This window comes from Priestia endophytica (assembly GCF_026790145.1).
GTDB lineage: Bacteria > Bacillota > Bacilli > Bacillales > Bacillaceae_H > Bacillus_I > Bacillus_I endophytica_A.
This window is the reverse complement of sequence record NZ_JALAMS010000018.1, coordinates 227072-242247: the sequence shown is the minus strand read 5'-3', so window position 1 is coordinate 242247 and position 15176 is coordinate 227072. Positions and strand designations below refer to the sequence as shown.

14 protein-coding genes are annotated in these 15176 nt (G+C 36.6%); all 14 read right to left on the bottom strand.

Translation table 11 applies throughout. From position 1 onward, the window contains the following. Positions 1-36: 36 nt before the first annotated feature. The 14 genes from MOC86_RS14955 to MOC86_RS14890 all read right to left on the bottom strand — a co-directional run bounded on the left by MOC86_RS14955 (position 37) and on the right by MOC86_RS14890 (position 15105). Entirely contained in the window at positions 37-396 is a 360-nt protein-coding gene (locus tag MOC86_RS14955) for a YxeA family protein (protein ID WP_268584874.1), read from the bottom strand. A gap of 15 nt (positions 397-411) precedes the next feature. Beyond that, entirely contained in the window at positions 412-2346 is a 1935-nt protein-coding gene (locus tag MOC86_RS14950; protein ID WP_268584873.1) for an ABC transporter permease, read from the bottom strand. Beyond that, entirely contained in the window at positions 2347-3102 is a 756-nt protein-coding gene (locus MOC86_RS14945) for an ABC transporter ATP-binding protein (RefSeq protein WP_268584872.1), read from the bottom strand. A gap of 136 nt (positions 3103-3238) precedes the next feature. Beyond that, the gene (locus tag MOC86_RS14940; RefSeq protein WP_268584871.1) at positions 3239-4666 is read right to left on the bottom strand and encodes a phospholipase D-like domain-containing protein; all 1428 of its coding nucleotides are present in this window, start codon (positions 4664-4666) and stop codon (positions 3239-3241) included. A 150-nt stretch (positions 4667-4816) separates the two neighbouring features. Then, positions 4817-5368, bottom strand: a complete 552-nt coding sequence (locus tag MOC86_RS14935) for a BclA C-terminal domain-containing protein (RefSeq protein ID WP_268584870.1) — start codon at positions 5366-5368, stop codon at positions 4817-4819. Positions 5369-5485: 117 nt separating this feature from the next. Beyond that, positions 5486-6043 (bottom strand): (2Fe-2S)-binding protein, encoded by a 558-nt coding sequence (locus tag MOC86_RS14930; protein WP_268584869.1) that lies wholly within the window; start codon positions 6041-6043, stop codon positions 5486-5488. Beyond that, positions 6040-8292, bottom strand: a complete 2253-nt coding sequence (gene pucD / locus MOC86_RS14925; protein WP_268584868.1) for a xanthine dehydrogenase subunit D — start codon at positions 8290-8292, stop codon at positions 6040-6042. Before pucD ends, MOC86_RS14930 begins: the two co-directional genes overlap by 4 nt. Beyond that, positions 8292-9182 carry an FAD binding domain-containing protein gene (locus MOC86_RS14920; RefSeq protein ID WP_268584867.1) on the bottom strand — a complete coding sequence of 297 codons (891 nt, stop codon included), beginning with the start codon at positions 9180-9182 and terminating at the stop codon, positions 8292-8294. Before MOC86_RS14920 ends, pucD begins: the two co-directional genes overlap by 1 nt. Beyond that, on the bottom strand, positions 9182-9778 hold the full coding sequence (locus tag MOC86_RS14915; protein ID WP_268584866.1) for a nucleotidyltransferase family protein: 597 nt from the start codon (positions 9776-9778) through the stop codon (positions 9182-9184). Before MOC86_RS14915 ends, MOC86_RS14920 begins: the two co-directional genes overlap by 1 nt. Further along, complete coding sequence (locus MOC86_RS14910) at positions 9775-10812, bottom strand: XdhC family protein (RefSeq protein WP_268584865.1); 1038 nt, start codon at positions 10810-10812, stop codon at positions 9775-9777. Before MOC86_RS14910 ends, MOC86_RS14915 begins: the two co-directional genes overlap by 4 nt. 242 nt (positions 10813-11054) lie before the next feature. Then, positions 11055-11969: a PfkB family carbohydrate kinase gene (locus MOC86_RS14905; protein WP_268584864.1), complete on the bottom strand. Its 915-nt coding sequence runs from the start codon at positions 11967-11969 to the stop codon at positions 11055-11057. After that, complete coding sequence (locus MOC86_RS14900; protein ID WP_268584863.1) at positions 11950-13338, bottom strand: purine-cytosine permease family protein; 1389 nt, start codon at positions 13336-13338, stop codon at positions 11950-11952. The genes MOC86_RS14905 and MOC86_RS14900 overlap by 20 nt, the downstream gene beginning before the upstream one ends. An 11-nt stretch (positions 13339-13349) precedes the next feature. Further along, positions 13350-14357 carry an ADP-ribosylglycohydrolase family protein gene (locus MOC86_RS14895; RefSeq protein WP_268584862.1) on the bottom strand — a complete coding sequence of 336 codons (1008 nt, stop codon included), beginning with the start codon at positions 14355-14357 and terminating at the stop codon, positions 13350-13352. A 421-nt stretch (positions 14358-14778) separates the two neighbouring features. Then, complete coding sequence (locus tag MOC86_RS14890; RefSeq protein ID WP_061805143.1) at positions 14779-15105, bottom strand: DMT family transporter; 327 nt, start codon at positions 15103-15105, stop codon at positions 14779-14781. Between the last annotated feature and the right edge of the window lie 71 nt (positions 15106-15176).

Below are 15176 nucleotides of genomic sequence, written 5' to 3'. Positions count from 1 at the left end.
TACAAAAGACTTCTTTTGTAAAGGGCGCAAAGTGACTCACATGAATTTTTCTTTTACTTTTTGAGGAACTTTATCTTCGTTTATTTCTTCATATGATGTTACACCTTTATCGTTTTTTATAAATAGCTCTAAATAAGCTTGCTGGCGGAGTGGGTTTTGAGACGTAAATGTTACAGTTTTGGCTTCACCGTCTTCCTTTGCTGCCCGAAGTGTATATTCATATCTCACAAACACTTCTCCACTAGTGGCTTTCTCCTCTAACTTTTTGCCCTCACCTATAATTTGTGTATAATATTTGTCAGTACCTAATCGATTAATATTTACATTCTGAAGAAATAGAAACGCTCCACCTAATACAACTAAAAACGTTATAAGAATGATTGCTGTTTTTTTCATGATTTGTCTCCTTTTTTATTCATTTGTTTTCATCACAATTTTGTAATACGAGTTTACAGTTAAAATGTAATACAACACATATATGAAAGTATATACACTTATGCATATAATAACTGGCACAACTAGATTTGTTTGTAATAACTTTGATAAAGCGGTTAAAGCCACACTACAATGAGCAATCCCTATAATTAAAGGAAGCGTAAATATAAATGCCTGCTGTTTCGCTATTGTTTTCTTAATTTGCCTTTTATCTACACCAATTTTATATAAAACAACGTAGCGACTTCTATCTGCATTTGCTTCTGCTAATTGTTTGAAATAAATAATACTTCCTGTCGCAGCAAGAAATACGAGTCCTAAAAAACCTCCCATAAATATCATCAAGCCCGCAGCCTCTAGTCCTGAAGCATAATCTTCATAAAAGCTTGAGAATTGTGCATTATCAGCAAGAACAGCGTTAATACTTTCCGTAAGTTGTTTTGCGTGATCTTCGTTTGTGATTTCATAAACTTCCATGTTTACTTGTTTCTCATTTTTTACTAACTGCGCAAACATATTATCGCTTACAACAACGGTTGCTCCCGCTGTATACGTGTTTAAAACATTATACTTTTTCAACTTTGTAAACGTAATTTCCCTCAATTGCTCATTTCCTTTTAAAGAAACGGTTGAGCCTACGTATTTAGGTGTTATCCCTTCAAAATAGGCCGGCTCTAATACAGCTGCTTCATCTCCTTTTAAAGAGAGCTTATCTTTCCTTTTTTGCTCTTTTGCTAACTCATTGAAATCCGTAGATGAAATTACAGTGTACATTATTGTATTAAAAGGCAGTGTATTCTTTAAATCTGTACTATCTCCTTTTAGCTCAAGCGTTGAAATTTGTTTATGATACACTACTTTATGCTCTTTATTTTTATGGATTAAATCTTGAACGATTTTTGCCTTACTTTCATCTTCATCCCTAAACATCATACTGTTCGGGTCATTGATTTCTACGTTGCTTTTATTGTTGTAATAAAAACTGTATGCTGTTCCAACGGCTGTTAAGGTTGTTGCACTAAGTATTGCAATAATCGTCAGCATACGAGCATTTCCTTTTATTCGATATAGAAGCTGAGAAACACCAATGAGATTACTTCCCCGCCAAGCATAGCTTTTATTTTTCTTAACAAGCTTTAATACATAAAGAGATAATGTATTAAATAAAAGATACGAACCTAGTATAACCGTTACTAGGATAACGAGAGGAGTCATCATAAACCCTATCGTTTTCCAAACTTCCGATTGCAATAAGTTTTGAAGCGCAAGCCAATAACCAATTCCAATGAGTATAAGCGATAAAAGTGCGATGAAAAGAGATGCTTTTGGCTCTTTCTCTCCTTCTTGATCCGCACGGAAAAGTTCAATAAGTTGAAAACGATAAACTAAACGATAACCTTGAAAAGAAGCAATAAGTGTTATAATAAGAAATACAGTAATTGTGTTTATCACAGAGCTAAAAGAAATCTCAAAACTCCCAAGCACTTCGTATCCCATAATACTCATTAAAAGAGACACAAAAAATCTAGATAGAAATGCTCCAAGTAAAATCCCTACAAATAGAGCTCCTATTCCCATAATGAAATTCTCATAAAAGAGCATGCGACCAATCTGTTTTTTACGCACACCAAGTAACGCATATAATCCAACTTCTTTTTTTCGCTTTCTCGTAAAAAAAGTATTGGAATACCAAATAAAAACCGCTACAAAAATGATTAAAATAACAGATGCTCCATTAAAAGCAGAGCTGATTTTTGGTGAAGAATCAGAAGTTGTTTGAATGGTTTTATCGTATTTTAACGAAATAAACGTAAAATAGATGACAATACTAAAAATAAGAGATGTAAAATACAAAAAATAATTTTTGAAATTTTTCCTCATATTTTTTCTAGCAATACTAAAAAGGCTCATCTATGCTCCACCTCCAATGGAAGCAAGAACATGTAGAATTTGCTCAAAGAAACCTTGGCGATCTTTTTCACCTTTATAAATTTCAGCAGCAATGCTGCCATCCTTAATAAACAATACACGTTTGCAAAAACTTGCTGCAAAAGCGTCGTGTGTAACCATCATAATCGTTGCTTCTCTTTCTCTATTTAATTTCGTTAAGCTTTCTAACAAACTTTTCGCAGATTTAGAGTCAAGAGCTCCTGTTGGTTCATCTGCTAATACTAAAGCAGGATTTGCAATAATCGCTCGCGCTGCTGCTGTACGCTGTTTCTGCCCCCCTGATATATGGTAAGGATATTTATCGAGAAGGTCACTAATGCCGAACGTTTTAGCAATATCGTTCACCCGTTTTTCAATTTCTGCTGCTGAGACTTTTGCTAGAGCAAGAGGCAGAAGAATATTTTCTTTTACCGTTAATGTGTCAAGAAGGTTATAGTCTTGAAAAATAAAGCCGAGTTTGTCTCTTCTAAAGTCCGAAAGTTCCTTTTCTTTCATTTTGACGATGTTTTGTTCTGAGATCATAACCTCTCCAGCTGTTGGGGTATCAATGGTTGAAAAAATATTTAGTAATGTTGACTTCCCTGCACCAGAGGGCCCCATAACGCCGATAAATTCTCCTTCTTGAATTTCTAGATTAATGTCTTCTAATGCTCTATATACATTTCCTTTAGTTCCAAATACCTTTTGAATGTTTCTTGCTTTTAAAATGGTTTTCATTTGTGTTCCTCCTTGACTAAGCTACAAGAACGATTATAGATGCCGAACCTTACATCATTTTAATGTAAACCTTACATAAACCTTAAAAAACCCTTATCAAAGCTGATAAGGGTTTTAAGCATTTATAATATGTGAGTTAAATAAGTTCTTTCCATAACACGGTCATTTTGGAAAGTACACGAAGGAATGTAGATTTTAAAAAAGGTGCTTTTTGTTTCTCTTCATAAGGTTTTCGTACATACTGTTGGTCTTTCGCTATAAGCGCACTATGCTCTACTTTATCATCAATAGCTTTCGTTAACTCTGATGCAAATGACTCACTATCAATAATAAGAACAGATTCTGTATTCAAGAAAACTGAACGTGAATCGATATTAAAAGACCCAACAACGCTCAAGCTTTGATCATAAACAATGGACTTTCCATGTATAGAATGTGGTCCACCGTATTCATAAAGCGTAGATCCTGTTTGAACAATATGATCTCTTGATGCCATATATCCCGCAAAAGCAAGAGCATTCGGTGTAGAAATTAACGAATTAGTAAGAACCGTTGTCTCTATCTTTTCATTTCTTTTACGAGGCAGATATTTTTCCATATTTTTAGTTGGAACAATATAAGGACTCTGAATAACCATAGAAGTATGAGCTTGTTTTCCGAGTGAGATTAAACTCTCCCAAACAACAGGTGTTTTATGAAACCGTTCGATTGGATTATGAATAAAAGCAACTTTATGAGCAGGCACTGTTGATGTTTTCCACTGAAAAAGTGGACTCACAAATTCATTTTGAATTTCTTTTGCTTTTTGATATTTATCTTTCAAACGATCTCTCACGCGTTCTCCCTTTTCTCGTTCACTTTTTGAAAGGTTTTGGAAAATAGTCTTTGTATAGGGATGCTTCCACAGTTCATTCATATAGTTTTTCATTGGAATAATAACGCTATCTTTGCGCTGTGTTTCATTAAATACTATCGTATCCCGATCATAAACAAAATCATCAGAAGGGGTCTTCGCCAAGTACTTGTCTCCTATATTTCTCCCTCCAATAATGGCTAAATCCTCATCTGCCATCATTATTTTGTCATGAAGGCGATTATTCCAAGTCCATGGCTTTAATAGTGTAAATGGCTCATAGTATTTTAGCTGGATATTCGGATGTGAAGCTAAAGCATATCGAACATCACTTCTTTTTCCTCGTAGATTATGGCAAATACCGTCCAAAAGCACGCGTACACGTACACCTCGGTCTGCTGCTTGAAACAACGCCCCTAAAACGAAATCAGTAGATTCTCCTTTTCCAATGGAATAATAGGCAATGTCAATTGAATTCCTTGCTTCTTGAATCATCTTTATTCGAGCAATTCCTGAGTTATAGCCGTCTTCAAGAAGCAGTACTCGGTCATCTTTAGAATGCTGATCTTTCCAAACATGAGCTGTACTTCTACTAGCTTCATCCATTTTTTCAATAGGAAGATAAAACAAAGCAACTGCTGTTACTACAGCGTATGTAACATATAAAAATAAAACAAACGCTAGTCCTTTCACTATGCTTTTTGCTTTCATCGTTTTTCATCTCTTTATGTTTCAATTTCTTCTTATAATTTATAAAAAAGCACTGTTTTATACGATAAATTTCTTCCTTCTTTTTTTGACAGAATAGAGGCATATGCTAAAAAGACCTTCTTTAACTCAAGCAAGGTCTTCTTCATTCTCCTATTGAATTCTTATTACGTTGAGAGAAGCTCCGATTGTTCCTCCACCAGATATCAGAGTAGCCGTTAATAAAATGCTGCTAAAAAGCTGAAGAGAAAGTGTACTCCCTGCTGTAAGCGGCGTAATACAATCTCTATAAAATGTGGCATTACTAACAGCCGGGACTAGGATTGTACCTGGAATTGGCGTCCCATTTGCCGTTACCCTTGCTCCAGCTCCAATCCCAAGGCCAACTGTTGTATTAATTTGATACGTAATATAATAGCGACCTGTTTCAGGCACAGTGAAAACTGTATCATTTGCACTTACAATAAAGTTTCCTAAACTTTGGTTGTTCGGAAGGCGAATATTTGTTGATCCACCTAAGGCAACAACAATCACAGATCCAAGCGTGTTTGAAGCAAACATTCCACTTGTTGTCACACTAGTACCTGTTGGGCCCGTTACTCCCGTTGTTCCGATTACTCCCGTTGCTCCCGTGACTCCTGTTGCTCCCGTCGCTCCTTCCTCCCCACAGTTGCCTAGAGGTCCACAAAAATTTATCCCTGACACCTGTCTTCCTCCTCCACTTCGTACATTGATTCATCTTTTATAATTTATTCAACTTAGTGAAGGACGAAACGGCATTTAACCTACTAAAAAATGAAAGAATATAATGAAGTGATTACGCTATGATTCTATCTTTGATTGAGAATCAAGCGTTCGTTTGATGCTATCAACGGCTCTGTAAATTCCTCCATACCCTGTGCAGCGACAAAGATTCCCAGACAAGCCTTCTTTAATTTCGCAATCTGTGGGATTTTCGTTTTCTTGAAACAAATATTTAGTGGCCATAATCATTCCTGATGTACAATATCCACACTGAAACCCACCTTCATCTAAAAAAGCTTTTTGACAAATATCTAAGTCCCCTTTTTTTAATCCCTCAATTGTAGTAATGTGCGCATTTTGAACTTGATAAGAGAGCAATAAACAGGAATTCACTAAATTCCCATCCATTAAAATCAAACATGCTCCGCACCTACCAATTCCACACGAAACTTTTGTACCTGTTAAAGAGAGATCATCTCGCAAAATATCGACAAGTCTTTTTGTTGGAGAGACAGTGATTGTAAATTCTTCATCGTTTATAGAAAAAGTAAGCTTTAACTTTTCTCGTTCTTCTTTCACATGATGCTTTTCTAGTTTTTCTTTCACATGATGCTTTTCTAGTTTTTCATAGCTCATTTTTTCGCTCCTTCCTCAAGATTATCTAATATATTTTCAGGTTGAAGAGGGAGTTTATTTACAAAGCACTTGGTAGCATCATAAACAGCTGCTGCAATAGCAGGAGCAACAGCAATTGTTCCGATTTCTCCAACGCCTCTAGGACCATAGCTATCTTCTTTATGGAGCGTCTCAATTTTGCTTATGTTCATTTGAAGAGGCAAATCTGAAATACTTGGAATAAGGTATGTGTCAATATTATCTCTTGTATATAACCCACTACATATATGTGAATCTTCCATTAGAGAATAGCCAAGAGCCATAGCCGCTCCTCCTTCAATTTGCCCTTGATAACCTCGTTCGCTTATAACAGGTCCTGCCGCGATAGCATGGTCCATTTTTGACACTTTCACCATTCCTGTTATAACGTCTACTTCAACTTCAACCGCAACAGCCCCGAAGGCGTATAGAAAATGACCTCCAACAACAGCATCAGGAGTTGTTGGAAAATGAAAATGAGTTTCCACACGAGGGAGTTTGTGAGAAAAAATACGCTTAGCCACTTCTTTGTATGTTAGGCAAAGGTTATGTTCACGCTCGTCTTGTTTATACCATATCCCTCCTACTCCTAATAAAAGGAAGTCAGTCGGCAAATTGAGAAACTGAGAAACTCCTTGTAGTAATTGAGCTGTAAATTCTCCTTTCATTCTTTGAATTGCTTGCCATACCATACTTGTGCCTCTTGACGCAGTTGAAGATCCAGAAGAAGGAACATATTTAGTATCTCCAATCACAATTTTCAAATCTTCTGGAGCACATCCAAGCTCCTCTGTTGTAATATTTTCAATGACAGATAGCAATCCTTGCCCACATTCTTCAAATCCAAAAGATATTTCAATTTCTCCATCTTTCGTTAAAGAAAGTCTTCCCCCAGCTGCATCAAGTCGTCCAAATCCTAACCCACCACCATGCATTGTTATAGCTGTTCCTACTCCAATTAGCTTTCCTTCTTTTCTCCTTCTCTCTTTTTGTAAAATAGGAGATTCTCCAATAGCACAAAGCACATCTCGCGCTCCATCTGTTGGCGCAATTTTCTGGCCTAAAGGGCCTGGATCAAACGTTTCTCTAAGATTCTGAGCTCGAATTTGAAGAGGTTCTATCTTAAGCTCCTCAGCTAAACGATCCATTTGACCTTCAAGTGCAAACGTAATTTGATTTCCTCCAAACCCCCGAAACTCCCCTGCTACACCATTATTAGTAAAAACAGAAACTCCTTTTGTTTTAACATGTGGAATAAGATAAGGACCTATAGCATGTTCAACGGCAAAATCCAATACTGCTGGACCTAATGTTGCATATGCTCCTGTATCTGCTATAATATTTGTCTCTTGAGCAAGCACTTTTCCTTTTTTTGTTGCACCTGTTTTCATCCTAATTTTCATTGGATGACGTTTTATACTTGAACGAATGGATTCCCGTCTAGTTTGATGAAGTTTCACAGGTTGCTGCGTTTTCAGGGCAAGAATTGCTCCATATTGCTGCACATTGAGCTCATCCTTCCCGCCAAAAGAGCCGCCCATTGGACTTGAAACTACTCTTATATCCTGTTCGGGAATGGCAAGAATGCGAGCAAGCTGAAAACGATCTTTATAACCATGCTGTGTTCCCATGTAAACCGTAATTTTTCCATCCTCTTCTGGAACAACAACTCCTCCTTCTGTTTCCATATAAAGATGGGCTTGCCGAGGCAGTTTATATGTTTCTTCAATAATTACGTCACAGTTTGCAAATCCTTCTTCAACATCCCCTTTTTCATACTGTGCTTGATATAAAACATTGCCATTTGGATGAAGTTTCACAGCATTTTTCTCTAAGGCTTGTTCTGGACTAGAAATGATAGGAAGCTCTTCATAACATACTTCAATAAGCTCTAATGCCTGTTCGGCTATCCTTTCACTTTCAGCCGCTACCGCTGCAATAGCATCTCCTATATAGCGAACTCGCTCTTCACAAAAAACAGGTTGATCAGGAAAAACAATTCCAAATCGATTCATTCCCTTCACATCTTTACTTGTTACAACCGCTTTTACTCCTGCTAATTCTTCAGCTTTTTTCGTGCAAATTGAGATGATATTTGCATGAGGATACTTACTTCTGAGTACTTTTCCATACAGCATATTTGAAAAAGTTAAGTCTGTTAAATATTTAAGTTCTCCTGTTACTTTCTCTTTTCCATCAGGACGAACTCTGTCTTTTATTGTTTCATTCATCAAAGCCCCTCCTCTTTCATCTTCTCGCCAAATAAAATTTTGTGTACTTTTTCTTCAATAATGTTACAAGCAAGCTTTTGGCGATATGTTCCAGAAGCAATAGCATCTGTATAAGGGCAAAATTCTTTTTTTATCTTTTCTTTTAATAACCTTAAATCTTCTCTTTTTTTCATATTTTTTTTAATCCAGTCTTCACAATCAAAAAGGCGTTTTGTCTCATTGTTTGCATAGCCTGTTACAAGACGAACTTCCTTTATTTCTTCCTTATCTTTTTCAATATAGCCAGCGACTGTTAGCGTTGAAAGTGTAAAAGCTTCCCTGCCGCCTACTTTTTGATAAAAGGGGGATTCATATTGCTTTTTAAGATAAATGGCCGTTACTATTTCTTCATAGATACGATTAAGCTTCCGCTCCTCTAACCATTTCACGATTTTCTTTCGTTCATAACCTTTTAGTGTAAACACTTCAATTTCTGCATCAATTGCAACCAAAAGAGGAAGAAGATCTCCATAAACACCAGCTATGTTTCCTCCAATTGTTCCTCTGTTCCGAACAGAAACACAGCCTATTTCTCTAAGAGCTTCTTGTAAGAATGGAGCGTACTTTTTAATAAGTTCATTTTTAAGACAATGTGAGAGCGTTGAGAGAGCGCCTAGTTTAATAGAAAGTTCTTTTTCTTTACATTCCGTAATGCCTGTAAGTTCTGTTATGTTTTCTAAACTAATTAAATGCTTCGGCGTCTCTCCACTTTTTTCCCATTGAATTTGAAGGAGGGTGCCTCCTGCAATAAATTCTGCTTTTAGTCCTAGCTTTCTCTTCATATCCAAAGCTTCTGTAATTGTATTTGGTATCCAAACATACGGCGTGCTTGTCATTGCTTCGTTAATCATCATTTTCTCCTTTCCCCAAAAACATGTTCATATGCTTCTTTTGTATCAATATCATAGAGCCACTTCTTTTCCTTATAAGAAAGAAAAAGACCATCACTTCTGTGTTTTAAGATCTTCCTAGCTCCTATATCTCCTTCTAAACTTAAAAGAAGAGGAAACATACTAGCCGCAAATAAGATAGGAGGCGCCGTCGTCCCTTGAAAACGAGGGGCAATAAAGGAAAGGAACGGTTGCTTAGAGTAGGTGAACATTAGATGATTAACCATTGTAGAAGTTACAAAAGGCTGATCTGCCAGAAGAACAACAACTGCATTTGCTTGTTGATGTATTGCTTCTTGCACACCACACTTTAATGAATATGCCTGCCCTTTTTCAGCTCTTATACAAGAAACGAAGTGAACTCTTTTATCACTTTTGTTCATCCAAAAAAGATCATCATTTGGACGGTGAACAACGATAATGGTATGAAGTTGAGATAAAAGAGCATGTGAAAGAGATGTATTCCCGATGGTAGAGGTTTGAAAAGGTAAAGATAATTTATCTACTCCCATTCTCTTGCTAGAACCTGCAGCTAGAAAGATTCCTGCTATTTTCATGCTGATGTACGGCTTTCTCGCACTGCTAAACGCTGTTGCTGAACAAGCTGCGCCACAATGCTAACCGCAATTTCTTCAGGTCCTTCTGCTCCTATTGAGAGACCAACTGGACTGTATATATAAGGGGGAACTTCTCTTCCTTCAAAGAGCCGCTTCGTTCTATTCGCAGATCCTAGTACTCCTACATACTGAAGCTGTTTCTTTTCTAGAAGAGATAAAATTTCTTGGTCACGTTGAAAATTATGGGTGAGGATGACAACAAAGTCTTTAGACTGAATAGTCATTTTATTGATTACTTCATGTGGAAAAGAGACAATGAGCTCATCTGCAAGAGGAAACGCTTCTCTGTGACAGTAACTTCTTCTCCAATCTGTTACTGTCACAGAAAAACCAGTTTGAGCTGCAAGTCTTGCAAGGGGGATAGCATCTTCTCCACCTCCAAATAATAGAAGTCGTGGTTTTGGATAAAAACAGTGAACATATACATATGAGGCATGTTCGTTAAAAAATGCCACACCACTCTTTTCTTTTCCATATAACATCAATTTTTTTACATTTGGAGAAACTGCTCCTTCCCACTCTCCGAAAACATATTCATCTTCTGAAATGAACAGATAGTGAGAAACTCTTAAATCATGCGTAATTTTCTTTACAACGGTTACAGTTTTGCCGTGTTTTAAAAATTCTCCAAGCATTAGTAAATGCTTACGCAGTTTTTCATCTATTCCTTGAATAAGCACGTGAATGATTCCATTACATCCCGCTCCAGTCCCCCATAGCAAGTCATCTTCGCTCTTCATGTTAAATGTAAAAGTAGCCGATTTTGATGTTCCAAAGAAGTCTGCTGCACGTTGAAATAAATCTTCTTCCAAACAGCCTGCACTTAAAACACCTGCTTTTTCTCCATTTTCCAATAAGAGCATTGATGTTCCTTCTTTGCGATATGATGATCCTTCTACTTCAATAATAGTAGCTAAAACAGCTTTTGGTTTAGAACATTTCAACAAAGTTAGAATGTCATATATATTCTCCATCCCTCTTTCCCCTCTCCTTCCCGTTTCCTTTTAAAAAAGTAAGGTGTGTCATATATTCTCACAAAAAAGTTATTCCCTTAGTAATCTTTTGTAAATCATAGACGATTTTCCAAATTCAAACCTCACATTTGTCATATCTTTTAACACTAATTCTTGCTTTTTGGAAAAAATGTGTTGTGTATTGTTTTTCTTTAGAAGAAATCACTAAAAAAAGAGACGATGCGAAATTCGCATCATCTCTTTTATAAAACAAGTTTACTACCTGATTGCTGTACAACAAGCCTTGCAATACCATTTCCAACTGCACACGCTTCTCTTAACGATAAATTGACAGCAAGACCTGCAATAAAACAAGCAAGGTGTGAATCTCCTGCACCGATTGTATCAACGACAAGAGCAGGCTCTGATGGAATAAGGTCACTTTCTTCTTCTGTGTAAAAGAACGTTCCTTCAGCACCTAATGTGATAATTACAGGTTCACCCGTTTTATCAAAAATAGCACGTGCTCCGTCTTCAACAGAGCTTTCACTTGTTAGGCAAAGAAGTTCTGCCTTATTTGAATGAACAATTGTTCCTTTTGTCAAAACCTTTTTTATAACGCTTTCATCAATAAATTTGATTCTTGGACTTGGATCAAAAATTAGCTTAGCTTCTTTCTTCCGTTTTTCAAGCGCTTTTGTAACGATATAGCCTGAAGGACCTTCTAATTCGTATCCTGATATATAAATGTAGTCGTATGTTTCAATTTCAATAACCTGAAACCATTCTTCTTTCCACTGTGTTTCAATCCCTGGTATACTTATAAATGTTCGTTCTCCACCTTCTTCAACAATGCATAAACTCCAGCCGTTGTCATATGGTTCTTCAATAAGAAGCGGATATTCTTCTTTCAGAAGCTCCTCTCTAATGATCTTTGCACAAATCCCCTCTCCAACAGGGATAAGTAAGTCATGTGGAATACAAAGCTGTTTTAACACACTTGATACATTATAAGCACAACCACCAACCGTCACTTGATCCGCTCTTCCAAAAATATCTTGACCGCTTTTAGGAAGCTCTGCTACTTTAATGATTACATCAATAATAGCTGCACCGAGAATAAGTACTTTTCCTTTCGGTCCAGGCTCGTTCGTGTCTTCATTTTGCCATTTTTCCACTTTCTACACCTCTACTCTTTGAAGATTGCACATTTACTAAAACAGCTTGTACAACTCCACTCACAATAAATGCTAATAATACACCTAAACTACTATCCTCAAAAATCCCTCTTGCAAATGGCCCAGTAAAAAATGACGTATTTGTAAACGCCAGACCTGCCGCAATTCCAATCAACCAACTTAAAAGTCCCGCTGGATTTATTACCTCTGCCTTGTTTCTCAACAGTTTTTCATCATACCCAAATTTCCTCCGAACAAGAGCAAAATCAACGAGAAACGTAGCTCCCCAAGAAGCTAACCCAATTCCGACTAGCCCTAAGAAAACCTGAAAATCTCCTAGGAAATTTTGAGAGAAAAACAAAACATACACAGGAAGAGCAATAATAATGATAGCATGGATAAAAATCGCTGTGGAGTCTTTCACATGAATATCTAACGTCTGTAAATTTGTACGCGCTGATTTTAAACTTAAAATACATTGCGGAATTAACCCACCTAAAGCTGTAAGAAAATAAAGAGCCGTCATCCAAGATGGAAGAGCTTGACTAATTACATTAATTGGATTATCCGCTGTTCCTAATGACGGAACGGACGTTGTCATTAAAATCCCAGCGCTCATAATAATAAATAACGGAAAAAAAGCTCCTAAAGTTACGCTCATAACAACGGATTGAGAAGAAGTTTTAGGATGTTGATAACGACTATAATCAGCACCAGCCCCTACCCATCCAATGCCAGTGCCTGCAATAATAATAGAAACAGCAGGAAGAAAAGACGTTAACCAATCCCCGTTATTTATTTGAAACAAAGCTTGCCAGTTTGTTTTAGGGATAAGTAAGGCTATTACAAAAAGAGTTAACAAACCAAAAACGTATGTAAAAATGGTTTGAGCTTTTACAAGTACTTTTTGACTAAATAAATTTGAAAGTAAAACAAGAAGAGAAAAAGCAAAAAGGCTGACAACTGTTAGTAACGACGTTGTATTTAAACCCCAAACATTAAGTAATGACAACAATGTTAAAGTGCCTGTAATAACATTAACAGCAAGCCAACCAACAAAACTCATCCAGACCATCAACGTTGGAAAATAGTTTCCTTTTCTTCCGAAAGCTGCTCGAGATAACGTGAGCATATTTGCTCCCGTATTTTTACCCGAAATACTTGTTAATCCAACAAGGATAAAAGATAGCGATCCAAGCATAGCCGCAAGCAGCGATTGAAAAAAGCTAAGGCCAAACCCGACAATCATTGTGCCGTATACAACACCTAAAATTCCAATATTACTTGCAAACCAAATAAAAAAGAGTTCCTTTGGTTTTCCCGACCGCTCAGAAGGTGACAAAAAAATAGATGAAGATGGTTTACTCATTTTCCTCCCCCTTAATAATGAAATCTTCGATATTTCACAAGGTGTTCAGCATAGTAAGTAAAATCGACTCCATTGCTTCTATTAATCGTCTCAATCCATTCTGGTAAAATTCCTGTAATTCCTACCTTCGCTCCGCATATTGCTGTTGCCATAGCTCCAATAGTATCCGTATCTCCTCCTAAATTGGCACACATGATACTACATTTATGAACATCCTTTGTATAATACGCCAAAGCTAAAGCTGTTGGCACGGATTCACACGTTAATGTCCCCGCTCCGATAATGTGATAAAGGTGATCGGCAAAAGCGTCTTCTTCATTCTTAAATTTCTCTGCATATTGCAAACAAAGATCAAGTCTTGCTTTTAATGATGGACTAAATGTTTCTGTCCCATATAAGCTAAGAGAACAACTATAAGTATCTTTTACCTTTTGGATGATCTCCTCCCAACTGCAATCTTCAAATGCGGCGCTAACAGCCATCGCAACCATTGCTGCTCCACTAATAGCAACATCTGACCCATGCGTTACTCGACTAACTTCATAAACATACCTCACAATTTCTTCCATGTAAGTAGATGGAATGAGACATCCGATAGGAGCAATTCGCATTGCTGCTCCGTTTGTTTCAGCTTTCGCTGTAACAGTAGAAGCATTTCCCCCTGTCCGAATCGTTTGTAACGCTATTTTTGAACTTGGGCCAAGAATATTGTGTTCAAAAGCTTGATTTTGTTCAGCCCACTCAATAAGATGATCCGCAATTACTGTTGTTGATGGAATAAAATTCCGCTCAATTAAAGCATCTAAAATAGCGATGCTTTGGGCTGTATCATCTGTATATTGTCCACTTTTATAATAGCGTGCAGCTTCGTTTTCTTGTGGTCCTGAGATAAACGTATCAATTTTACCAAAGTGTTGTTTAATTCTCCTTCTGCTCCAGAGTTCCCCAGGCATTCCCATTGCATCACCAATTGCTAAACCATATAGCGCTCCTAATGTTTTATCCATTAATATGTCCACTACCAGTTCCCCCATGTTTGTCACTCATTTTATTGCTAAATTATCTTCGTTATTTTTCTACCATCAAAAGTCATTTCTCTTTCCTATCTACTTAAATTAGACAATTATTTTATATCCCCTGCTTTTTTTCCAAATTATCTTAATTTTCTACTTTTTATGTAAAAATTATAATATTCAGAAATTATTTTTTTTATTATCCTTTATAAATTCATTAAAAATTAAATTAAAGTTGAACTTTTTATCTTTTAAATAAAAAAGAGTTTTGATAGAAAGAAAAAAGGGAAGTATATTTTTGCGTGTTTTACACACGCTATATATGTCACCCGCTCCCCATATTATTCGCTTGTTGCGGGACACTTAACCAGGTCGGCGGGGTTGTCGGGTGACTAAAAAACGCTTAAGCTACTAAGCTTAAGCGTTTTTAATGTGGTGCAGCTTTCATATTTAAAACGATAACTCCACCAATAATCATGATAATTCCTATTACACTATATATGCTTATATTTTCTTTCCAAATCATAATGCCAACAAGAGCTGTAAGAGCCGTACCAACACCAGACCAAATAGCATAAGCCATACTTAATGGTATGTTTTGAAGAGATAGAGAAAGAAAATAAAAAGCAGCTCCTATGCCAGCAACGGCTCCTATACTTGGGATAAGCTTCGTAAATCCTGCTGACGATTTAAGCATAGAGCTACCGATAATTTCTAAAATAATAGCTAGAGCTAAATAGAAATAAGGTTGCACAATCATCACCTCATTCATCTTTCCTATAACATTTTTCCGAAGAAAATCGTACCATATGTGAGCAAGACTAC

Bases quoted from the DNA above. Each gene is read 5' to 3' on its own strand.
- MOC86_RS14945 (WP_268584872.1), bottom strand. From the start codon at position 3,102: ATGAAAACCATTTTAAAAGCAAGAAACATTCAAAAGGTATTTGGAACT.
- MOC86_RS14930 (WP_268584869.1), bottom strand. From the start codon at position 6,043: ATGAGCTATGAAAAACTAGAAAAGCATCATGTGAAAGAAAAACTAGAA.
- MOC86_RS14900 (WP_268584863.1), bottom strand. From the start codon at position 13,338: ATGAGTAAACCATCTTCATCTATTTTTTTGTCACCTTCTGAGCGGTCG.
- MOC86_RS14955 (WP_268584874.1), bottom strand. From the start codon at position 396: ATGAAAAAAACAGCAATCATTCTTATAACGTTTTTAGTTGTATTAGGT.
- pucD (WP_268584868.1), bottom strand. From the start codon at position 8,292: ATGAATGAAACAATAAAAGACAGAGTTCGTCCTGATGGAAAAGAGAAA.
- MOC86_RS14940 (WP_268584871.1), bottom strand. From the start codon at position 4,666: ATGAAAGCAAAAAGCATAGTGAAAGGACTAGCGTTTGTTTTATTTTTA.
- MOC86_RS14950 (WP_268584873.1), bottom strand. From the start codon at position 2,346: ATGAGCCTTTTTAGTATTGCTAGAAAAAATATGAGGAAAAATTTCAAA.
- MOC86_RS14915 (WP_268584866.1), bottom strand. From the start codon at position 9,778: ATGAAAATAGCAGGAATCTTTCTAGCTGCAGGTTCTAGCAAGAGAATG.
- MOC86_RS14920 (WP_268584867.1), bottom strand. From the start codon at position 9,182: ATGATTAACGAAGCAATGACAAGCACGCCGTATGTTTGGATACCAAAT.
- MOC86_RS14910 (WP_268584865.1), bottom strand. From the start codon at position 10,812: ATGGAGAATATATATGACATTCTAACTTTGTTGAAATGTTCTAAACCA.